The sequence below is a fragment of the Burkholderia sp. AU6039 genome (genome assembly GCF_002223365.1).
GTDB lineage: Bacteria > Pseudomonadota > Gammaproteobacteria > Burkholderiales > Burkholderiaceae > Burkholderia.
Genome location: NZ_NKFK01000005.1, coordinates 323,101 through 344,044 on the forward strand (window position 1 = coordinate 323,101; position 20,944 = coordinate 344,044).

Annotated in this window: 20 protein-coding genes; 9 read left to right on the top strand and 11 right to left on the bottom strand. The window is 67.6% G+C overall.

Annotated features, from left to right (window positions below; translation table 11 throughout):
- Nucleotides 1-64: 64 nt before the first annotated feature.
- The 4 genes from CFB39_RS19220 to CFB39_RS19235 form a co-directional block, all read right to left on the bottom strand.
- A complete protein-coding gene (locus CFB39_RS19220; RefSeq protein WP_089474024.1) occupies nt 65-2,515 on the bottom strand; it encodes a phosphocholine-specific phospholipase C in 2,451 nt (816 codons plus the stop codon).
- Nucleotides 2,516-2,559: 44 nt separating this feature from the next.
- On the bottom strand, nt 2,560-2,697 hold the full coding sequence (locus tag CFB39_RS40870) for a hypothetical protein (protein ID WP_256991423.1): 138 nt from the start codon (nt 2,695-2,697) through the stop codon (nt 2,560-2,562).
- A gap of 169 nt (nt 2,698-2,866) precedes the next feature.
- Nucleotides 2,867-3,547 (bottom strand): HAD family phosphatase, encoded by a 681-nt coding sequence (locus CFB39_RS19230; RefSeq protein ID WP_089474026.1) that lies wholly within the window; start codon nt 3,545-3,547, stop codon nt 2,867-2,869.
- 23 nt (nt 3,548-3,570) lie between these two features.
- On the bottom strand, nt 3,571-4,515 hold the full coding sequence (locus tag CFB39_RS19235) for a choline ABC transporter substrate-binding protein (protein ID WP_089474027.1): 945 nt from the start codon (nt 4,513-4,515) through the stop codon (nt 3,571-3,573).
- Nucleotides 4,516-4,783: 268 nt separating this feature from the next.
- Between CFB39_RS19235 and CFB39_RS19240 the strand changes: the two genes are divergently transcribed.
- From CFB39_RS19240 to CFB39_RS19255, 4 genes are all read left to right on the top strand, one after another.
- The gene (locus tag CFB39_RS19240) at nt 4,784-5,464 is read left to right on the top strand and encodes an MgtC/SapB family protein (protein ID WP_089474028.1); all 681 of its coding nucleotides are present in this window, start codon (nt 4,784-4,786) and stop codon (nt 5,462-5,464) included.
- A gap of 43 nt (nt 5,465-5,507) precedes the next feature.
- Nucleotides 5,508-6,275: a DeoR/GlpR family DNA-binding transcription regulator gene (locus CFB39_RS19245; RefSeq protein ID WP_089474029.1), complete on the top strand. Its 768-nt coding sequence runs from the start codon at nt 5,508-5,510 to the stop codon at nt 6,273-6,275.
- A gap of 140 nt (nt 6,276-6,415) precedes the next feature.
- The gene (locus CFB39_RS19250; protein WP_089428448.1) at nt 6,416-6,907 is read left to right on the top strand and encodes a molybdopterin-dependent oxidoreductase; all 492 of its coding nucleotides are present in this window, start codon (nt 6,416-6,418) and stop codon (nt 6,905-6,907) included.
- Between the two features lie 105 nt (nt 6,908-7,012).
- Nucleotides 7,013-7,336, top strand: coding sequence for a winged helix-turn-helix domain-containing protein (locus tag CFB39_RS19255; RefSeq protein ID WP_034188511.1), 324 nt, complete (start codon nt 7,013-7,015; stop codon nt 7,334-7,336).
- Nucleotides 7,337-7,410: 74 nt separating this feature from the next.
- On the opposite strand, the gene CFB39_RS19260 is transcribed toward CFB39_RS19255, so the two are convergent.
- The 4 genes from CFB39_RS19260 to motA form a co-directional block, all read right to left on the bottom strand.
- Nucleotides 7,411-8,757 (bottom strand): DUF2325 domain-containing protein, encoded by a 1,347-nt coding sequence (locus CFB39_RS19260; protein ID WP_089474030.1) that lies wholly within the window; start codon nt 8,755-8,757, stop codon nt 7,411-7,413.
- 120 nt (nt 8,758-8,877) lie between these two features.
- Nucleotides 8,878-9,435, bottom strand: a complete 558-nt coding sequence (locus CFB39_RS19265; RefSeq protein ID WP_089474031.1) for a hypothetical protein — start codon at nt 9,433-9,435, stop codon at nt 8,878-8,880.
- Nucleotides 9,436-9,669: 234 nt separating this feature from the next.
- Entirely contained in the window at nt 9,670-10,632 is a 963-nt protein-coding gene (motB, locus tag CFB39_RS19270; protein WP_089474032.1) for a flagellar motor protein MotB, read from the bottom strand.
- Between the two features lie 10 nt (nt 10,633-10,642).
- Entirely contained in the window at nt 10,643-11,512 is an 870-nt protein-coding gene (gene motA, locus CFB39_RS19275) for a flagellar motor stator protein MotA (protein ID WP_089474033.1), read from the bottom strand.
- A 416-nt stretch (nt 11,513-11,928) separates the two neighbouring features.
- Here motA and CFB39_RS19280 point away from each other — a divergent pair, with 416 nt between their 5' ends.
- Nucleotides 11,929-12,855 carry a patatin-like phospholipase family protein gene (locus CFB39_RS19280; RefSeq protein WP_218829808.1) on the top strand — a complete coding sequence of 309 codons (927 nt, stop codon included), beginning with the start codon at nt 11,929-11,931 and terminating at the stop codon, nt 12,853-12,855.
- Between the two features lie 141 nt (nt 12,856-12,996).
- Here CFB39_RS19280 and CFB39_RS19285 read toward each other — a convergent pair whose 3' ends face one another.
- The 3 genes from CFB39_RS19285 to CFB39_RS19295 all read right to left on the bottom strand — a co-directional run bounded on the left by CFB39_RS19285 (nt 12,997) and on the right by CFB39_RS19295 (nt 16,502).
- Complete coding sequence (locus tag CFB39_RS19285) at nt 12,997-14,478, bottom strand: aldehyde dehydrogenase family protein (protein WP_089474035.1); 1,482 nt, start codon at nt 14,476-14,478, stop codon at nt 12,997-12,999.
- A gap of 22 nt (nt 14,479-14,500) precedes the next feature.
- A complete protein-coding gene (gene speB / locus CFB39_RS19290; protein WP_089428442.1) occupies nt 14,501-15,451 on the bottom strand; it encodes an agmatinase in 951 nt (316 codons plus the stop codon).
- Nucleotides 15,452-15,617: 166 nt separating this feature from the next.
- Nucleotides 15,618-16,502 (bottom strand): helix-turn-helix transcriptional regulator, encoded by an 885-nt coding sequence (locus tag CFB39_RS19295; protein ID WP_089474036.1) that lies wholly within the window; start codon nt 16,500-16,502, stop codon nt 15,618-15,620.
- Between the two features lie 198 nt (nt 16,503-16,700).
- Here CFB39_RS19295 and CFB39_RS19300 point away from each other — a divergent pair, with 198 nt between their 5' ends.
- The 4 genes from CFB39_RS19300 to CFB39_RS19315 all read left to right on the top strand — a co-directional run bounded on the left by CFB39_RS19300 (nt 16,701) and on the right by CFB39_RS19315 (nt 20,936).
- On the top strand, nt 16,701-17,045 hold the full coding sequence (locus CFB39_RS19300) for a cupin domain-containing protein (protein WP_089474037.1): 345 nt from the start codon (nt 16,701-16,703) through the stop codon (nt 17,043-17,045).
- A gap of 85 nt (nt 17,046-17,130) precedes the next feature.
- Complete coding sequence (locus CFB39_RS19305) at nt 17,131-18,588, top strand: FAD-binding oxidoreductase (RefSeq protein WP_089474038.1); 1,458 nt, start codon at nt 17,131-17,133, stop codon at nt 18,586-18,588.
- A gap of 103 nt (nt 18,589-18,691) precedes the next feature.
- Nucleotides 18,692-19,882: an MFS transporter gene (locus CFB39_RS19310; protein ID WP_089474039.1), complete on the top strand. Its 1,191-nt coding sequence runs from the start codon at nt 18,692-18,694 to the stop codon at nt 19,880-19,882.
- Between the two features lie 133 nt (nt 19,883-20,015).
- Nucleotides 20,016-20,936, top strand: a complete 921-nt coding sequence (locus CFB39_RS19315; protein ID WP_039353976.1) for a LysR family transcriptional regulator — start codon at nt 20,016-20,018, stop codon at nt 20,934-20,936.
- The last annotated feature ends 8 nt before the right edge of the window (nt 20,937-20,944 follow it).

Here is a 20,944-nt window from a genome sequence, read left to right on the forward strand (position 1 = left end):
GGGTACGTCGCGCCCGAATGCGTGTCGGCCCGATGCGGGCGGCCGACACCGGCTGGCCATACCGTCAGATGTTGATCGTGACGGGGCCCGCGAGCGGCGTGTAGCCGTCGTCGAACAGGAACCACGCATCGTACTGCCCCGACGCCAGCGAACTGTTCGCCGTGGACGAGAACAGCAGCGAGCCGCAGCTCTTCGGCAGGTACGCCCACGACTTGTAGCTGCCCTTGGTCGGCTGCGCGCCATGCGCGAAGATGCCCACCCAGTTCTTCGGGCTGTGGCTCCACGGCGGCGCGACGTAGTCGAACCGCAGCGTGCCGTACGTCGAGCCCTGTGACGCGAGTGCCGCGACGAACTTCTTGCTGGTATTGCCGATCGCCGAATCCGTGAGCAGCGTGCCGGATTGCGTCTGCACGCAGCCGGCCACCCGGCGCAGGAAGTTCGGATCGTTCGCGTCGCGGATGCTGGCGTCATACCAGCCGCCGTCGCCGTACCACGTGACGGCCTGCGTCGCGCCGCCGGCGACGGTGTACGACTGCCGCGTGTTCATCCCGTAGGCGTTGTCGGTGAGCTGGAACGTCGTCGCGCTGGTCCCCGCCGAATTGTCGAGCGTGATCTGCACGTTGCCGTTCGCCACGTCGTAGCACAGGCTGATTTCGGCGGTCGATCCCGTGTTGCCGGACGAACCGATGCTGCCGCGGAACGTCTGCAGGAAGCCGTTCGGGCCGTAGACCGAGTAGTCGTAGCCGCCGCCGCTGTTCAGCGCGAGCGAATCCGACAGGGTCGTGCACTGGCTCGCGCCGGCCGCGATCGTGTAGTGACGGGGGATCGTGCTCGTGCCGTCGACCCATGCCTGCAGGTGCACGCCCGCGGTGCCGGTGTTGGTCATCGTCAGCGCGAGCGCGCGGCCGACGCGGTTGACCTTGCCTTGCACGAAGAACTCGTAGGGCAGGGGGCAGGCGGTGCTGCGACCGGTGGCCTGCGCCGGCACCGCGGTGGTGGTCGGGTAGGGGATCGGGACGGCCGGGCCGTTCGGGTTCATGTTGCTCGCGGGCGGCTGGATCGCGGGCACCGCCTGATCGGCGTTCGAGAAATCGAAGGCCGACGTCAGGTCGCCGCACACCGTGCGTCGCCACGGCGTGATGTTGGTCTCCTGCAGCCCGAAGCGCGCTTCCAGAAAGCGGATCACCGAGGTGTGATCGAACACCTGCGAGTTGACCTTGCCGCCCTTCGACCACGGCGAGATCACGAACATCGGCACGCGCGGGCCGAGCCCGATCGGCACGTCGCCGCTGGCCGAGCCGTCCGATGCGGCGCCGCTGCTCGCGACGAATTCGGCGGCCGTCGACACCGTCGACTGCCCGGTGCCGGCAGCGGCGCTGGCCGGGACGGCCGGCGGCATGTGATCGAACAGGCCATCGTTCTCGTCGTACATGACGAGCAGCACCGTGCTGGCCCACACCGCCGGATTCGACGTCAGCGCATTGAGGACGTTGCTCACGTACCATTCGCCGCCGCTCGCGGCCCACGACGGATGTTCGCAGTACGCGTAGGGGGCGGCGATCCACGACACCTGCGGCAGCGTGCCGTTGGCGACGTCGGCCCGCAGCTGGCTGAAGAGGTTCGTGTCGTATTCCTTGCCGCCGCCTGACGGGTCGATCTGCGTGCCGTTGAGCGCCGGCGCGAGCGGATCGCTCGCACCGAGGTTCTGGTACTGCTTGAAGTTCAGGATGACGTTGTCGCCGTAATTGCCGTTCCACCAGAGATCGCTTTTCGAGCCGTTGTATTCGCCGTAGCCAAGGCCGGCATCCAGGCCGTTGCCCTTGTCCTGGTAGAACTTCCACGTGACGCCCGCCGTGTTCAGGCGCTCCGGCATCGTGGTCCAGCCGGTGCCCGTCATCGTGTTGGTCGTGTACGGCGAATAGCCGGTGACGTTGCCGCAGCACCCGGTCCACAGATACAGGCGGTTCGGGTCCGTCGGGCCGAGCATCGAGCAGTGGTACGCGTCGCACACCGTGAACGCGCTCGCCAGCGCGTAGTAGAACGGAATGTCGTTCTGCGTGAAGTAGTACATCGTGCCGCTGGTCTTCGCGGCGGTCCAGTTGTCATAGCGGCCGTTGTTCCAGGCGCTGTGCGTGGTGCCCCAGTCGTGCGGGAGGTCGCCGTAGTAGGTGTCGCCATTCGCCGTGCCGAAGGGCGGGGACGGGTTGAACGGGAACACGTAGGACAGCATCCAGGGCTGTCGCCACACCGGATAGCCGCTCGAAATCACGACCGGCCGCGGATCGCCGAAGCCGCGTGCACCGCCCAGCGTGCCGAGGTAGTGGTCGAACGAGCGGTTTTCCTGCATCAGGATCACGACGTGCTTCACGTCCTGGATCGTGCCGGTCACGGTGGCCGCCGGAATCGCCTGCGCGCGCGCGATGCTTTCGGGCAGCATGCCCGTGATCGCGGTGGCGCCGGCGAGCTTCAGCGCATCGGCAATGAATTGACGTCGGGTTGTGGGTTTGTTTTGCATGATCGCTCTCTGTCTTGGATGGCTGGCCCGGGGGCCGGCGTCGGTCAGTGGCACGCGCTCGCGCAGTGCAGGACGGGCGTGGACGCCGAGCCCGGTGCGGCCGCGCGCGCGGCCGCCATGCCGGCTGGCGTGCCCGAGTCGCCGTCACCGCAGGCGGCCAGCGTGCACAGGAGTGCGATCATGAAAACGCCGCGCCAGTGCGGAAAGCGGCTTTCCGGTTGACGCGAATTGACGACAGGCTTTCGATCCGATTCGAGTCGGATTCCTGAATGATCGAGACTGTTGCTGCGTGCTCCGTATTTCATTACCCCTCCAGACATGAAAAATGGACAGCAGAGGATATCGCCCGAATCAGAACAACTTCATGACAGGCCACCCGCGCGTGCCGGCCACGTGCAACAGCCTGGAGTCGGGATTGGTGGCGACCGGATGCGTGACGTAATCCAGCAGCGGCACGTCGTTGATCGAGTCGCTATAGAAGTAGGTGCGTTCGAAATCAGACGGCGCGTAGCCAAGGGATGCCAGCCACGCGGTGGTGCGCACGATCTTGCCTTCGCGGAAGCTCGGCACGCCCGTGCTGCGCCCGGTGAACGCACCGCCTGGCGTGCCGTCGTCGGTATCGAGCTCGATGCCGAGCAGGTGCTCTATGCCGAATTCCGCCGCGATCGGCCGCGTGACGAACACGTTGGTCGCCGTCACGATGCAGCAGAGATCGCCGTTCTCGCGATGCCGGTCGACCAGCTCGCGCGCCTGCGGCGTAATCGCCGGGCGGATCACTTCGTCCATGAACCGCGCATGCCAGCGTTCGAGCACCTTGCGCGGATAGCGGGTGAGCGGTGCGAGCGTCACGGCGAGATACGCGTCCATGTCGAGCGTGCCCGCCGCATAGTGAGCGTAGTGCTCGTCGATCAGCGCCACGTGCGCGTCGTCTTCCCGCCAGCCGACCCGCGTGATGAAGCGGCTCCAGGCCTGGTCGCTGTCGAGCGGCAGCAGCGTGTGGTCGAGGTCGAACAGCGCGAGATTCTTGTGCATGGAGGATTCCTTGTGTTGCGTGGTCATGTGCCGATGCGCTTCTCGATCGCGTCCTTCGCGCTCTTGCCGTCGATGGTCGTGACGCCGTCGAGCCACTTCGACAGCACGCCGGGGTTCTTCTTCACCCATTCCTTCGCCACGGCGACCGGATCGGCGTGATTCATGATCGGCACCATCAACTGGTTCTCCTCGTCGGTCGTGAACTTCAGGTTGGTCAGCAGCCGGCCGACGTTCGGGCAGCGTTCGAGGTAGCCGGGCGTGACGAGCGTGTAGACCTTCGCGGAGCCGTAGTTCGGGCCGAATACGCTGTCGCCGCCGTCGAGATAGGCGATCTTGAAGTTGATGTTCATCGGATGCGGCTCCCATGCAAGGAACACGATCATCCGGTGCTCCTGCACCGCGCGCGTGACCTGCACGAGCATTCCGGCCTCGCTCGATTCGACCAGCCTGAAGCCACCGAGCCCGAACTCGTTCTTGTCGATCATCCGCTGGACCAGCGCGTTGCCGTTGTTGCCGGCGCCGATCCCGTAGATCTTGCCGTCGAGCTGGTCGCGGAATTTGGCAATGTCGGCAAAACTCTTGAGGCCCTTGTCCGACGCGTATTGCGGCACGGCCAGCGTGTAGCGCGCGCCGATCAGATTCGGCTGCGGCAACTGATGGACGGCGCCGGCATCGACGAACGGCTTCACCGTGGGCGTCATGCTCGGATCCCAGTAGCCGAGGAACGCGTCGATCTGCGCCTTCTTCACGCCGGCCAGCACGATCGGCGGCGACGCGATCGTCTTGGTCGCCTCGTAGCCGAGCCCGTCGAGCAGCATCATCGCGACGCCGGTGGTAGCGGCGATATCGCTCCAGCCGACATCGCCGAGCGTCACCTTCCTGCAGACGTCGCTTTCCGACGCGTGACCGGGGGCCGTCGCCAGCGCCGCGAGCAGTGTGGCCGCCAGCATCCATGCCTTCTTCATCATGTTGGTCTCCTAAGCAAGTGTTCCGGATCGTGTTGCCTGAATGGTCTGACGATTGATCGTGCCGATCGGATGAAACAAGCGAACCTGGGTCTGGCTTTGTAGTTTTGCGTACCGTATATTAGAAACCACAAAATCGCAAGAACGCACAAAAATACAACTCGCCGGTTGCCGAGGTTGGCCACGGGCGAGCGAGGGCAGGAAGAGTCGGGCGGCGGCCCAGGCGGGCCGCGTTTCATCAGGTAGACCAGGCAAAGCAAGGAGACTTCGCATGATCAGTCAGCTGGAAATCGTGTCCCGCCTGTTGCTGGCGGCATTGCTCGGCAGCATCGTCGGCATCGAGCGCGAGCGCCTGTCGTGGGCCGCCGGATTGCGCACGCACATGCTGGTGGCGGTGGGCGCCGCGCTCGTGATGGTCGTGTCGGCGTTCGGTTTCGCGGATATCCAGGACGCGAAGAACGTGTCGCTGGACCCGTCGCGCGTCGCCGCGCAGGTGGTGTCGGGCATCGGCTTCCTCGGCGCCGGGTCGATCATGCTGCGCGGCGAGATCATCCGCGGCCTGACGACCGCGGCGAGCCTGTGGGTCGTGGCGGCGGTCGGGCTCGCCGTGGGCGGCGGCATGTATGTCGCCGCGATCGCCGCGACGGCGATCGTGCTCGCGATCCTGGCCGGCCTGAAGCCGATCGAGAAGCGCTTCTTCGCCGCGCGGCAGCGCTGGGGCGTGCGCATCCTCGCGCGCCGCGGCGCGGTGAAGCTGACGTCGCTGCAGGCGATGCCCGGCATCGACCAGGCGCGCATCGTCCAGTTCATCATCGAGCAGGACGACGCCGAGCCGGACGACGACCGCATCCACGTGGTGTTTTCAAAGATGACGAGCCGCGAGTTCCAGGCGGTCCGTCAATCCTTGCAGACCCTCGTCGGCATCAAAAAGATGGAGGAGAGCGCTGCATAGCCCGCCGTTCGAATAACATTGACGCTCATTCCGAGGACATTCCATGTGGCAAGAAGAGCGATACCAGAGGATCCGGCTTCTGTTATCGAAGATGCAACGCGTTTCCACCGACCGGATCATGGCCGACCTGAACGTGTCGCGGGAAACCGTGCGGCGCGATCTCGTCGACCTCGAGGCGCTCGGTGAATTGAAGCGCGTACACGGCGGTGCGGTGCAGGTGGGCGACGAAGCGCCGATCGCCGAGCGCGCGCAGACGCACGTGAAGGCGAAGCTGGCGATCGCCCGCGCGGCGGCCAGGCTGGTCGCGGGCTCGCAGACGCTGTTCATCGATGCGGGCACGACCACGACGCTGCTGGCCGAGGAACTGGCGAAGCTGTCGGGCCTCACGATCGTCACGAACTCGATCGACGTCGCGCTGAAGATGCGGTCGAGCGACCCGGCGCAGGCGAGGAACGAAACGATCCTGCTCGGCGGGATGATCGGCAGCCGCGCGGCCGCGACCGTCGGCGACGGCACGGTCGCCGAGATCTTCCGCTACCGCGCCGATCTCGCGCTGCTGTCACCGGTGGGCGTCGATGCCGTGCGCGGTGCGACCAACTACGACCGGATGGAAACCGAAGTGGCGCGCGCGATGGTCAGCAACGCGGCGGACGTCGCGATCCTGGCCGATTTCAGCAAGCTCGGCACGAACAGCCGGATCAGCTTCTGCGAGCCGGCGCGGATCGGCACACTGGTGACGGATGCGAAGGCGGAATCGGTCGACAGCTACAAAGGCCTCAAGAAGGTCATCAAGCACGTCGTGCTGGCGTAGCGCCACGCAGTGCGGGCGCGATCGGCCGCCGTTATGCCGCCCATGCGGCGCACCTTCTGTCGGCCGGCTTTTTAGCGGCGTAATATATCCGCCGATACAACGCAGGCCTGTCCACCGACGGGCCGTCATGGAGGCGGGCGATGGAGATGGCAGGGACGGCGGCGCCTTCGGCGCATCAGGCGGAGGCAGGCTCGATCGCGCTGACGGGCGCATTCGAGCGGCCGATGACGGTGACGCTCGACGACCTGCGCCGGCACGCGAGCGCGACGGCCGAGCCGTTCGACTTGCGCTGCTTCACGACGAACCGCTTCATCCGCTCGGTCGCGCCGTATCGCGGCGCGCGGCTGAAGGATCTGCTCGACGCGGCCGGACTGCGCAACGACGCGCCGGGCGACTTCAAGCGCATGGTGTTCATCGCGCATGCGCACGACGGCTACGCGGTCACGTTCTCTTGGCACGAACTGTTCAACACGCCCGTCGGCGAACACGTGATCGTCGCGTTCGAATGCGGTGACGCGCCGCTGTCGATCGACGACGGCGCGCCGCTGCTGTTCTCGGGCGCCGACCGCCTGCCCGCACCGCGCCACGTGAAGCGGCTGGCCGGCATCGTCGCGCGCGTGCTCGAGGTCTGAACCGGCGCCTGCCGCACCGGCCATCGTGTATGCTTGCCCGCATCGTTCAAAGGGCGGGACAACATGAAGACACCGGCACACCCCAAGCCTGAGGTGCGGTTCAGGATGCGTATCCAGCAAGCCGACACGATCGCGCTCGGGCCGGGCAAGGTCGCGCTGCTCGAAGCCGTGCGCGAGCACGGGTCGATTTCGGCGGCGGCGCGCAGCCTGAAGATGTCGTACCGGCGTGCGTGGTTGCTGATGGACGAACTGAACCGCTCGCTGAAATCGCCGGCGACGGTGTCCGAACATGGCGGCCAGAGCGGCGGCGGCAGCGTGCTCACGCCGGTCGGCGAGGAGATCATCCGCCTCTATCGCGGGATCGAGGCGCGCGCTTACGCGGCTTGCGCCGACGACATCGCCGCGCTCACGAAAATGGTCCGGCGCTGAAGGTGCGCGGACGCTGACAACCGGCTTTCACGGGCAGCCTGAAGGGCCACCCATGCGGCGAAGCGAATCAGAGCCTAGCCGTGCCGCAGGCAAAAGCGCGACGCGTCGCCCGTGGCGGCATCCGGTGCCATCACGTCGCGCGCCTGCGCATCGAGCCGCCCGATCAGCTCGACGAAACTGGCGACGCTCGCCGTGCGCAGCGGGTAGTACGCGATGTGGTGGCGTTCGCAGATGCGCTTGAGCAGGTTCATCGAATCGTGGTCGATACAGTCGACCGGGAACACGACCATCCGCGCGCCCGGTAGCGCCGCCGCCAGCAGGCCCTTGCGATCCTCGATGCCGCCGTCGTGCAGCGTCACCTCGCCGCCCGCCGCTTCGACGATCCGCTTGATCGCGCGATTCGAGCCGGGACGCCCGCCGACGTACACCAGACGCGTACCCAGAAGGATCGACAGCGGATCGGCCGCGCGCTCGGCCGGATCGTCCGCGGACGCCTGCACCGCCCGTTCGATCGCGCTCGCTTCGGCGCGCAGCGTCTTCACCATCGCCATCAGTTCGTCGAGCCGCGCACGCATCGCGCGGGCGCTCGCCTGTTCCGCGGCGATCCGCTGCTCGGCTGCCTCGCGGCGGCTCGTGTGCAGCGCGAGCCGTTCGTCACGCGCGGCCAGTGCTTCGCGCAGTTCGTGCACTTCGTCGCGCAGGACGCTTTCCGCCGCCAGCGGCTGCGCGTTCTGGCGCGCGGCGAGGGCATCGCGTTCCTGCAGCGCCGCGTCGCGCTGCGCGCTCATTTCGTGCAGGCGCACCTGCTGCCGTTCGATCTTCGCGTGCAGCGCCGCATTCTCTTCCTCCAGCGCGACCAGCCGCCGGATATCGGCACGATTGGCCGCGCCGACCAGGTGCGACAGCATGTGCAGGTCGCCGAACGCGGCCTGGCGCACGCCCATCGTCGTGCGCGGATGCGTCATCAGCGCCCAGTACGCGGGTGGAATGTCGCCGCTCTTCAGCGCTTCCTTCCAGCGCGCGAGGAGTTCGTCCGCATCCTTCACGCTGTCGAACGCGCGGATCGCTCCGGCGTAGCGCTCGTCGAGCGCCTTGTGCAACGCCTTCGCGCCGGCCGTGCCGTCGATGGCGAGTTCGACGGCCGCGTGATGGATCTCGAGGTCGGTCGCGCGCTGGCGATCGAGGTCGGTGAACTTCGGCACGAGCCTGCGCAGTTCGTGCGTGGTCAGGCAGGTGCCGATGATCGAGCAGTGCAGGTTCGCATCGAGTTCGGACAGGCGCGCGCGGCGCTTCAGCTCGGTCAGTTGCGCGCGCGACGGCGCGCAGCATGCATCGATCCGCGTGCCGGTTGCCGCGGGCAGGGTACCGCCGGGCGTCGAAAGATCCGCCGTGCGGGCAAGGCGAAAAGGCGGAGCGTGCATGTTGACCTCTGTCCGGCCTGATCGGGCCGGGGACGGATGCGCGAAAGATTTGCGAAATATACCACGGAATATAACGCTGGAAATTCCGGGGAAATCACGGAGCAAGGCCGCGCGGCGCGGTCAGCAGAGCGCGGTCGAATCGTCGGTGAGCGGCAGTGCGGCGGGGGCTGGGGCCGGTGCCGGTGCTTCGGGCGAAACGGGGAGCGATGGCGGCGCGTGACGTGCCATCACGTACTCGACGCACAGCCCGACGAACAGCACGTCGACACGCTCCAGCGCGGCGACCGCGTCGCGCATCGCGGCCGGGTCGTTGCTGAACGAGTCGGAAAACACGTCGTCGCGCGTGCGTTCGAGGCGGCGCGCGTGGCCGATCACCCGTTCGAGTTCGGGCAGGCGCGTGAAGCGGGCGGCGCGGGCGGCGTCTTCGAGCGTCGACAGCAGTTCCCGAAAGCCCATCGCGGACAGCGCATCGTCCGGCCAGCCTTCAGCGTGCGCCGCCGAGAACATCCGGATGAAGCGCACGACGCTGCCGCGCAGGCGCCGGAACGCGTCGACGACATCCGTGACCTGCTGTGCGCGCGCGTCGCTCGACAGCGGCCTGAGCGCGTGGATCTTGCGCGCGAGCGGCTGTTCCCGTGCGGCGCGCTGCGGGGCGCGATCCGTCGGCGTGCGGGGCATGGCGAGTCTCCGAAGGTGCTGGTGTCGATATATTCTACGGAATATATCGAGTGCGCAGAAAAAGACGGCACCGTGGAGGAGACACGGTGCCGTCAACGGCCGGAGCGGCCGACTGGTCAGTCGATATCGCTCACGGCCGTACCGGACGCGGCCATGACGCGGAGGGACCTGCCGCCGGGCAGGAGGATCGGCGAGTGACAGAACCCCCTATCCGGCCCAAAGCAGCGAACGTGCCTAATGCTGCCGTGCCACCGCCACCGCCGCCGGCAACACCACAGCCCGCGCACCCGCCGTCTGATCCACGGTCGCCCGGCCACCGTCGCGAAAGAACGCCTGCTCGGCGGCATTGTTCATCACGAGGATGCTGATGCGGCGATTGATCGGCTCGTCCGCCACATTCTTGTCGAGCGGCAGGGCATCCGCGAGCCCGCGCACCTGGAGCAGCTTGTCTTCCCGCAACCCGCCCGCGACCAGCGCGCGCCGCGCCGCGTTCGCGCGATCGCTGGACAGCTCCCAGTTCGAATAGCCCGTGGAGCCGTCGGGATACGGCGTCGAGTCGGTATGCCCCGCGATCGACACGCGGTTGTCGACATCGTCGAGTGCCGACCCGATCTGGGTGAGGATCGCGGTGGCATAGTTTTCGGGTTGCGCGCTACCCGACGCGAACATCGGGCGCTTCAGCGAATCGACGATCTCGATGCGCAAGCCCTCGTTGGTGATCGCGATCCGGATCTGGTCCTGGTACGCGCGCAACGACGGGCTTTGTGCAATCGCCGCGGTCAGCTTCGCCTTCAGGCGTTCGAGCTTTTGCGTATCGACGATGCTGGCGAGTGCGGCGGGCGAGCTGGCCGGCACCGGTTGCGCTTTCGCGTTGATCGCCGGCGTCGGGTCGGACATGTCGCGGCCGCCCCCTTGGACCACGCTCGGACGCGGCGCCTGCGCATTCTGCCCGCCGGACAGCAGCGTCGACAGCGGTGTGTTGAAGTAGTCCTCGATGCCCTGCTTGTCGTACTTGGAGACCGAGCCGAGCAGCCACATCAGCAGGAAGAACGCCATCATCGCCGTGACGAAATCGGCGTACGCGATTTTCCAGGCGCCGCCGTGATGGGCGTCGTGGTCCTCGCCTTTCTTGCGGCGCACGACGACGAGCGATGCCGCGACGGACGGTTTCGACGGGTTGGAGCGACTGTCGGCCATGGCGCCTCCGTTACGCGGCCTTGGGCGACTTCGTCGCGCGGACGGCCTCGTCGAGCTCCTTGAAGCTCGGGCGATCGGCGGTGAACAGCACCTTGCGGCCGAATTCCACCGCCACCGGCGGCGCGTAGCCGCTCATCGACGCGAGCAGCACGGCCTTCACGCACTGGAACGGCTTGGCCGCGGCGCGGCCCTTCGCGTTGAGCAGATCCGCGAGCGGGCCGACGAAGCCATACGCGAGCAGGATGCCGAGGAAGGTGCCGACGAGCGCGCCGGCGATCATCTTGCCGAGCACGGCGGGCGGCGCGCCGACCGAGCCCATCGTGTGCACGACCCCCATCACCGCGGCGACGATGCCGAACGCCGGCAGGCCGTCCGCCATCTTCTGGATCGCATTGGCCGCGACCGACGCCTCCGCATGGTGCGTATGCAGTTCCTCGTCCATCAGGTCCTGCATCTCCAGCACGTTCACGTTGCCGCTCGACATCATCCGCAGGTAGTCGACGATGAAGTCGAGCAGGTGATGGTCTTCGAGCACGTGCGAGTACTTCTGGAACAGCGGGCTTTGCTCGGGCGCATCGACGTCGGCCTCGAGCGCCATCATGCCGTCCCGGCGCGCCTTCTGCAGCAGCTCGTACAGCAGCGCGATCAGTTCGACGTATTGCTGCTTCGTATAGCCGCCGCCCTTGAAACAGGTCGGCAGGGTCTTGAGCGTCTTCTTCAGCGTCGTGACCGGATTGCTGACGACGAACGCACCCAGCGCGGCGCCGAAAATGCATAGCAGCTCGAACGGTTGGAGAAGGGCCGGCACATGGCCACCCACACCGACAAAACTGCCGATCACCGACCCGATCACGACGATCCACCCGATGGCTACAAACATGATTACCTCGTCCGCGACTTGCGCTGCTGCATCCGTTGTTCAATAGCGAGCGGGGCGCCCGGCTGTCCCGCTCCATGCCCGCGATGGCGCCGGTTCGTTGCAAGACGACGTCGATCGGCGGGTGTTGATGCAATAACGGCGATCGTCTGGACAACTGAACCCGTGATTGCACGGATCCCGTGTGGCGCATGAGCTGCACACGTTTGCGCGTGCCGATGTGCGCAACTTTATTGATCGAAGTCAAAAAATGCACGGCCGTCGCGTGAACGACCGGGCGGATGTGAGCGGGAAACGGGGCGGGAGTGATGCAGCCCTCTCCGAAAAAGGATGGCGCGGGATGCCGGGGAACGTGGCGCGCATCGCCGGTTGAACGGCAGGGTTTTCATCAGGACAACCGAGACGCCGCACGATCCATCATGGCGAAAGCGCTATCGCAGCCAACCGCAGGAGGGCGCACCGTGACGTCCGCTTCCATTCCCTCGACCGCCTTCGTGTTCGCCGGCGGCGGCAGCCTGGGTGCGATCGAGGTCGGCATGCTTCGCGAACTGGTCGCGAGCGGCGAACGGCCCGATTGCGTGATCGGCGCGTCGGCGGGCGCGATCAATGCCGCCTATTTCGCCGGCCGGCCGGATGCGGACGGCGTCGCGATGCTTGAAGCACTGTGGTGCAGGATCCGCCGCCAGGACGTGATGCCGTTCTCGATGCGCGGCCTCATCGCGATGCTGCTGCGCAACCGGCCGCATCTGGTCGAGGCCGACGCGCTGCGCCTGTTGCTGGAAAACAACCTGCCGTATCGCCGGATCGAGCAGGCCGCGTTGCCGCTCCACATCGTCGCGACCGACGTGCTGAGCGGCCGCGAAGTCGTGCTGTCGGCCGGCCCGGTCGTGGATGCGGTGCTGGCCAGCGCGGCGATTCCCGGCGTGTTTCCGTCGGTCAGCATCGACGGCATGGAACTCGTCGACGGCGGCGTCGCGAACAACACGCCGATCTCGGTCGCGATCGCGCTCGGCGCCAGGCGGATCGTCGTGCTGCCGGCCGGGTTCGCCTGCGCGTTGCGCGTCCCGCCACGCAGCCCGATCGCGCATGCGACGCACGCGCTGACGCTCGTGATCGCGCGGCAACTGGTGCGCGATCTGGAGCTATACGGGGCGCGCGCGCACATTCATGTCGTGCCGCCGCTCTGTCCGCTCGAGGTGTCGTCCTATGACTACTCGCAGTGTGCGCAACTGATCGACAAGGCCGCGGCACGCACCCGCGCGTGGATCGAGGAGGGCGGGCTCGCGGCGTGTGCGATTCCAGGCCAGTTGCGCGAACACGATCATGCTGCGGTGCTTTCGTATTGATCGTTGCTCATGCACCGTGCAGCCGCAGGGCCGTCGAACGCCGGTTGCCGGGCTGCCTGGGCCTCGTTCCATGAATCGGTAAAAAAGACGGCACCGTGCCGCGAGACACGGTGCCGCCAACGGCCTTGAAGGCCCCACTGGTCAGTCGATCGCGCGCATCGCGTGGCGCAGTTCCTGATAGCTGCGCAGCCCCGCCACGCCGAGTTCGCGCCCGATTCCGCTGAGCCCGAACCCGCCCCAGCATACGTGCGGGTAGATGAGCTGCGGCGCGTTGATCCACACGAGCCCCGCGCGCACGCGCTGCTGGAATTGCTTCGCGATAGCCGCATCGCGCGTCACGACGGTCGCGACGAGCCCGTAGCGCGTGTCGTTCGCGAGCGCGATCGCTTCGTCGTCGGTGCGGAACGATTTCACGCACGCGACGGGGCCGAACACTTCGTCGGTCCACAGCGGGTTGTCGGCGGCCGGCTCGGCGATCACGACGGGCGCCATGAAGAAGCCGTCGCCGCCGGCATCCGCCACGCGGCCGCTGAAGGCGACGCGTGCGCCCGCCTCGATGCCGTGCTGGAGCATCGCTTCGACGCGCGTACGCTGCGCGGCCGAGATCAGCGGCCCCATCGCGACGTGTTCCGCGGCCGGCGGCGCGACGACGAGCGCGCGCACGGCGGTCTCGAACGCGGCCATGAAGCTGCGGTACACGCTGTCGTGCACGAGGATGCGCGCGGTGGCCGAGCACATCTGGCCCGCGTTCGTGAAGGCGCCCGCGACCGCGAGCGACACGGCGACGTCGAGGTCGGCGTCGTCGCGCACGATCAGCGACGACTTGCCGCCGAGTTCGAGCGTCACGCGCTTCATGTCGACGGCGGCGGCCTGCATGACCTTGCGGCCGGCCGCGGTGCTGCCGGTAAACGAGATCTTGTCGATCAGCGGATGCGCGGTCAGCGCCGCGCCGACCTCGGCGCCGCCGTTCACGAGGTTGACCACGCCGGCCGGCACGCCGGCTTCGGCGACGAGGTCGAGCAGCGCGTGCTCGGTCGGCGACGTGAGTTCGGACGGCTTCAGCACGACCGCGCAGCCGGCGGCGAGCGCGGGCGCGAGCTTCCACGCGGTCGTGACCATCGGGAAGTTCCACGGCATGACGAGCGCCGCGACGCCGACAGAATCGTGGAAGCGCTCGGCGGTGACGGCGTCGCTCGGCAGTGCGACCGGTTCGGCCGTGAACAGCGCCGGGTCCTCGCACAGCTTCGCGTAATACGCGAACGTGGCGGCGACGTCGCCGACATCGGCGTCGGCTTCGAACGGCGGCTTGCCGCTCACCTGCATCTGCAGCGCGGCAAGACGATCGCGCGACGCCTCGACGCGCTCGGCGATCGTCGCGAGAATCCGGCCGCGCTCGGCCGGCGGCGTATCGCGCCAGCCGGCGAACGCGTCGCGCGCGGCGCGCACCGCGGCGTCGACGTGCGCGGCCGTGGCGAACTCCTGCCAGCCGATCGCGGCACCCGTCGATGCGTCGAAGATCGGCGCGCCGGGCGCGTCGGCAGGCGTGCGCACGGGCTGGCCGGCGATGTGCGCGGCGGGCAGCACGAACGTGGCGGTGGAACGGGAAAGCTCGGCGGTGGACATGAAGGTCATCCTGTCGGTCGGGTTAGCGGTAGGCGACGCCCGGCATCACGCAGAGCATCTCGAACGCGAGGTTCGCGCCGGTGAGCGCGGTGGTGCCGGTCGGATCGTATGGCGGCGCGACTTCGACGAGGTCCGCGCCGACGATGTTCAGGCCCTTCATCCCGCGCACGATCTCGAGGCCCTGCTGCACGGTGAGGCCGCCGATTTCCGGCGTGCCGGTGCCGGGCGCGAACGACGGATCGAGGCCGTCGATGTCGAAGCTCAGGTAGACCGGCGTGTCGCCGACGCGTTCGCGCACCTGCGCCATCAGCGGCGCGAGCGACTGGTTCCAGCATTCCTCGGCCTGCACGACGGTGAAGCCCTGCTGGCGGCACCAGTCGAAATCGTCCGCGTGGTAGCCGGTGCCGCGCAGGCCGATCTGCGTGACCTTGTCGCATTGCAGCAGCCCGTCTTCCACCGCGCGGCGGAACGGCGTGCCGTGCGCGATCTTCTCGCCGAACATCGTGTCGTTCACGTCCGCGTGCGCGTCGACGTGCACGACGGCGACCTTGCCGTACTTTTTATGCAGCGCGCGCAGGATCGGCCACGCGATCGTGTGGTCGCCGCCGAGCGTGATCGGCCGGCAGCCGTTCGCGACGATCTCGTCGTATGCCTCCTCGATGCGGCGCACCGAGTCCTTCAGGTCGTACGGGTTGGTCGCGACGTCGCCGATGTCGGCCACCTGCAGCGAATCGAACGGCGCCGCGCGCGTGGCCATGTTGTACGGGCGCAGCAGCACGGATTCGGTGCGGATCTGGCGCGGGCCGAAGCGCGAGCCCGAGCGGTTCGACGTGCCGAGGTCGAGCGGCACGCCGACGAAGCACACGTCGAGGCCGTCGGTCGTCGCGGCTTGCGGCAGCCGCATCATCGTGGCGATGCCGCCAAAGCGCGGCATCTCGTTGCCGCCCATCGGTTGATTCAGTTCGCGGGGCATGGGCCGTCTCCTTTATTTGAGGTCAAGCGATCGGCCGATGGTAGAGGAGAACACGCGCGCGAAGATTTTGAAGTCGCAACGTTTACATCGACGGGCTTCGATGCAAGTGGCGCTACCGCATCGACGCGGCGCAACCGAACGCGGCCGCGCAGTGCGGCCGGGTGTGTCAGCTTGAGATGGCGGTCGGCGCGGCGCCGTCGTGCGATCCGGTAGACGGGAACGCGGTGGAGGCTGAACCCCACGCGGCAAGCTCGCGTTTGGTGCGCACGCCGAGCTTCGCGAATGCGCGCTTCACGTACGACTCGGCCGACGCGACCCGCACGCCGAGGATCTCGGCCGTCTCCGGCACGGTCTTGCCGGAGAGCAGGTGCTTGCAGGTTTCGTATTCGCGCTTCGACAGCTTCACGCCGTCGGCCGCGATCCGCGCATCGAATTGCGCGAGCGGATGGACATCGGGTGTCGGGTGTGCGAGCCGCCGCACGGCCGTGGTCGACGCATGCAGTTCGAGCAGCGGGAACAGCATGTCGCTGATGCTGCGAAAGCGGTTCATCTCGGCGAGCGTGAACGGCGGCCGGTCGCGGCCGCGCTCCAGCGCGATCGAATGCTGCGAATAGCGCGTGCCGCGCGCGAGCACGCATTCGTGCCCGATACGCACGTCGTCGAACAGCCGCTGGCGGAATTCACCCGGCGGGATCGCCGCGATGTCGCGCACCACCAGCATCGTGCCCGTCTTGCCGCGCAGCCCCGCGAACAGCGGGTCGCTGTCGAGAAAGCGCTCGTAGTAGAGCGTCATCACGTCGGAGATTTCGGTGGATTCGGTATCGATGCCGCTGCTGCCGATCCATTCGCATCGATAGCCGGTGGGCATCGAGCCGTCGACGCGCGAGCGCTCGACGTGCGCGACGTCGAGCGGCACGACTTCATTGAGCAGTTGCGTGAGGCGCGGCACGAAGTGCGGCGTGCCGACCGTCTCGATCAGCTCGCCCAGCGCCTTGAACGACACGTTGAAACGGTCGTTGTCGCGGTGGAAGGGGTTCACGTTGAGCAGCATGCGGTTCCCCGGGTCAGAAGCCGGCGGATTGTAGCGTTCGCAACCGAAAACGTCATTAAGGGGAAACACCGTCGGTTGTCCTGCCGACCCGTTTGCCCCGGAAAACACCGCTTGTCCCCCCCGGAGGGGGGCATACCGGGGCAGTGTAAATGAGTAACTTTGTCTCTGCTTTTTTCAATCAAGAGACGAAAGATTCACATGACCAAACTGATCAAGGACATCCTGCCGCTCGGCGCAGGCATCGGCGAATTCACGAAGCTCGACTTCGGCATGGACGAAAGCGACTGGCGCGCGGCGGAAGGCAAGAGCGGCAACTACATCATCGGCTGGTGGGAAGGGAAAGTCGGCTCGGTGGCGTTTCCGGAAACCGCGGCCGACGAAGCCGTGTGGCTCGTCGAGGGCCGGATCGCGCTGACCGACGTCGAAGGCAACCGCAAGGAATTCGCGCCGGGCCAGGGCTACCTGCTGCCGGCCGGCTTCGCGGGCCGCTGGGAGACGATCGAGGACGCGAAGAAGTTCTACGTGCTGCTCGAGAAGTCGTGATGTCCGAAGCCGCCGCCGCGGTGTCGTCGTCCGTGTGACGCGCGCCCGGCGGCGGTTTCGCTGTTCGCGTGTGATGGCTGGGATCATGGAAATGGAAGTCAAGACAAGAGAGACTGCACCGGAGCAGGCGCACGCGATGCGTGGCGCGCCGGTCGCACTGGGCGTCGAGGCGGCGCTCGCGAATACGAAGCTGTTCCCGTACTGGCTCGACAACCCGGCCGCGCCGGCCACCGAGCCGGAACTCGTCGGCGACGCGACGGCCGACCTGCTGATCGTCGGCGGCGGCTTCACGGGGCTGTGGGCGGCCGTGCAGGCGAAGGAACAGATGCCGCACCTGAACGTGGTGCTGATCGAGGCCGGCAAGGTGGCGCACGGCGCGTCGGGCCGCGCGGGCGGGATCATCTCGACGTCGGTGATGCATGGGCTGCCGAATGCGGTGCGCGTGTTCCCGAACGACATCGCGCAGCTCGAGGCATTCGGCCATCACAACCTCGACGGTTTCGAGGATACGCTGAAGCGCTACGACATCGACGCCGATATCGAGTGGAACGGCGAGATGACGGTCGCGGTCGATCCCGAGCACATCGCGCACCTGAAGGGCGACTACGACCTGCATCGCGAATACGGCCACAACGTCGTGCTGCTGAACCGCGAGGAAACGCTCGAACAACTGAATTCGCCGCTGTTCGCGGGTGCGCTGTGGTCGCGCAACCGCAGCGGCATCGTGCACCCGGCGAAACTCGCGTGGGGGCTGAAGCGCGCGGCGCTGACGCTCGGCGTGAAGCTCTACGAGCACACGCCGCTCGTGACCGTGACCGACGAAGGCAGCACGGTGTTCGTGACGACGCCGATGGGCAGCGTGCGCGCACCGCGCGTGGTGTTCGGCAGCGGCACAGCGAAGGTCGGGATTCCCGACATCAACCGCCGCGTGATGCAGGTGCGCGACCACGTGCTCGCGACCGAGCCGCTCACCGACGAGCAGCTCGCGCGCATCGGCTGGAAGAATCGCCAGGGCGTGTACGACACGCGCACGCAGCTCAACTATTTCCGGCTGACGAAGCACAACAACATCATCTTCGGCGGGCTGGTGAGCTATCACTTCGACGGCGACCCGGAGCCGCACCAGGACGGCCAGCGCGAAACCTACTACCGGCTCGCGGAAGCGTTCTACCGCACGTTCCCGCAGCTGTGCGATGTGCGCTTCTCGCACGCGTGGGGCGGCCCGATCGACTACTGCTCGCGCGGCTCGGTATTCGCGAAGCGCTACCTCGGCGACAAGGCCGTGTTCGTCGCCGGCTATACGGGCTTCGGCGTCGCGGCGAGCCGGTTCGGCGCGTTCATGGGGCTGAACATCCTGTTCGACCGCGACAGCCCCGAGCGCAAGCTCGACATCGCGAACCAGAGCCCGAGCTATATCCCGCCCGAGCCGATGCGCTGGGTCGCCGCGAAGATCACGTTCCATGCGTTCGACGGCGCGGATGCGGAGGGCGGCTGGAAGCGCGCATGGATCAGCGGCATCAAGGCGATGGGCTTCCCGATGTAGGCGACGGCAGGGCGGCCCCGCGCCGGGCCGCCGCCGTCGCGACACAAAAAAGACGATCCCCAGAGGACACGGTCCGCGCCGCGGACACGGAGAGAGACACCAGATGAATGTAGTCAACCTGCAGGATGAAGCACGGCAGGAAAGCGCGCTGTTCGTCGTCGTGATGCTGCTGCTCGGGATGCTCGGGCCGACGGTCTTCCTCGGCCTGCCCGCGATCGTCGGGCAGGTCGAGCGTCATTGGGGCTTCGGCGAAGCGGCGCTCGGGCTGTCGAGCTTCATCGAGGTGCTCGGCGAATCGACGGGCACGCTGCTCGTCGCGTTCGTGCTCGGCCGCCAGCCGGTGCGATGGGTGCTCGCGGGCGCGGTGACGCTCGCGGCCGGCGCGAACCTCGGCACGCTCGCGACGCACGGGCTGGTGGCGTATTCGGCGCTGCAGTTCATCGCGGGCGTCGGCTCGGGCGGGCTGAACGGCATCGCGCTGCGCTACCTGTCGTATTCGCGCGCGCCGGAACGCAATCTCGGGATCATGCTGATGGGGCAGGTGACGTGGAGCATGGTGCTGCTCGCCTTTATCTTCCCGATGCTGAGCGACACCTGGGGCGCGCACGGCGTGTTCGGGTTCGTCGCGTGCGTGCTCGGCGTGTTCGTGCTCGCGACGCCGCTGTTTCGCCGCGGTGAGACGCTGGCCGCACCGGCACCGGACGGCGTCGCCGGCCGCATCGACCGCAACGGCGCGATGCTCGTGCTGTGCGCGCAGCTCGCGCTGTATGGCGGCGTCGGCGTCGTGTGGACCTTCCTCGAGAAGATCGGCACCGCGGCGGGCCTGAGCGGCCAGTCGGTGTCGCTGGTGCTCGGTGCCGCGAACATCGCGAGCCTCGTGATCTGCGCGGCGATGCCGAAGCTCGGCGCGGGCGCGGGCCTGCGCCGCTGGGCACTCGTGAACCTCGGCGGCTGCGCGGTCGCGGCCGTGCTGCTCGCGCTGCCGGCCTCGGCCGCGACGTTCACGCTCGGCGCGATCGTCTTCATCGGCTGCTGGACCGGTGGCGCATTGCTGATCTACGCGACGATTCCGCAGTACGACCTGGTCGGCAAGTCGGCCGCGTTGTCGCCGGGTTGCGTCGCGCTCGGCTATGGCGTCGGCTCGGTCGCGGGCGGCTCGCTGATCGAGCGCGCGGGCACGCAGTCGGCGCTGATCGCGGCGATCGTGCTGTGCGCGGTGGCGTTCCTCTGCTACCGGCGGCTGCGGCCGGCCGTGTTCGGGATGGAACGCGCGCTCGCGGTGGCATCTGAATGACGGTGGCGACGCGTACCGCTGCCGATGGCGGCGCGCGTCCGGTTCGGTTCATCGGCGCAGGCGGCGAGCGTGACGTGCGAGGCGCGTCGTGCCAGCCGGCCGGGTAACGCGCACACGCGCAGCGGCTTGAAGCATGTTCTCGAATACTTCCGATCTCGATCTCCGGCTCATCCGGGTCTTTCTGGCCGTCGTCGACGCACGCGGCATCACGGCCGCCGAGGCGTCGCTCGGCGTGCGGCAGTCGACCATCAGCACGCAGCTGTCGGCGCTCGAAGCGCGCGTCGGCTTCAAGCTGTGCGATCGCGGGCGCGGCGGCTTTCGCCTGACGTCGAAGGGCGAGCGCTTCGCGGCCACCGCGCGCACGCTCGTCGCGGCCACCTCCGAATTCGTCGCACGGGTGCGCGACATCGATCGCAAGCTGGTCGGCACGCTGTCGATCGGCCTGATCGGCCAGGCGCCGCTCGTCGAGAACGCCCGCGTGGCCGATGCGATCGGCGCATTCCGCAAGCGCGACCAGGCGGTCACGTTCGCGATGAAGGTCGCGTCGCCGCAGGAGCTGGAGGAGAGCCTCGTCAACAACCAGCTCGATCTCGCGATCGGCTATTTCTGGCATCGCGTGCCGGGGCTGCTCTACACGCCGCTGTTCACCGAGCAGCAGGTGATCTACTGCGGGCGCGGGCATCCGCTGTTCCATGCATCGCGGCCCGTGACCGCCGACGACCTGCAGCTTCACGACTGGGTATGGCGTACGTACCCGGTGCCGGAGGAACAGTACCCGCTGCCCGAGCGGCGCGTGACCGCGAGCGCGGACAGCATCGAGGCCGCGACGATCCTGATCCTGTCGGGTGGCCATCTCGGCTACCTGCCCGCGCATTATGCGGAGCCGTTCGAGCAGCGCGGGCTCGTGAAGGCGGTGGGCCGCACGACGTTCAGCTTCGACGTGCCGCTGCATCTCGCGATGAAGCGCAGCGCGAGCGACAAGCCGATCGTCGACGCGTTCTGCGAGGACCTGCTGCGCGCGTTCAACATCAAGGCGGCCGCGCTGGCCGCTTAGGGCCTGTT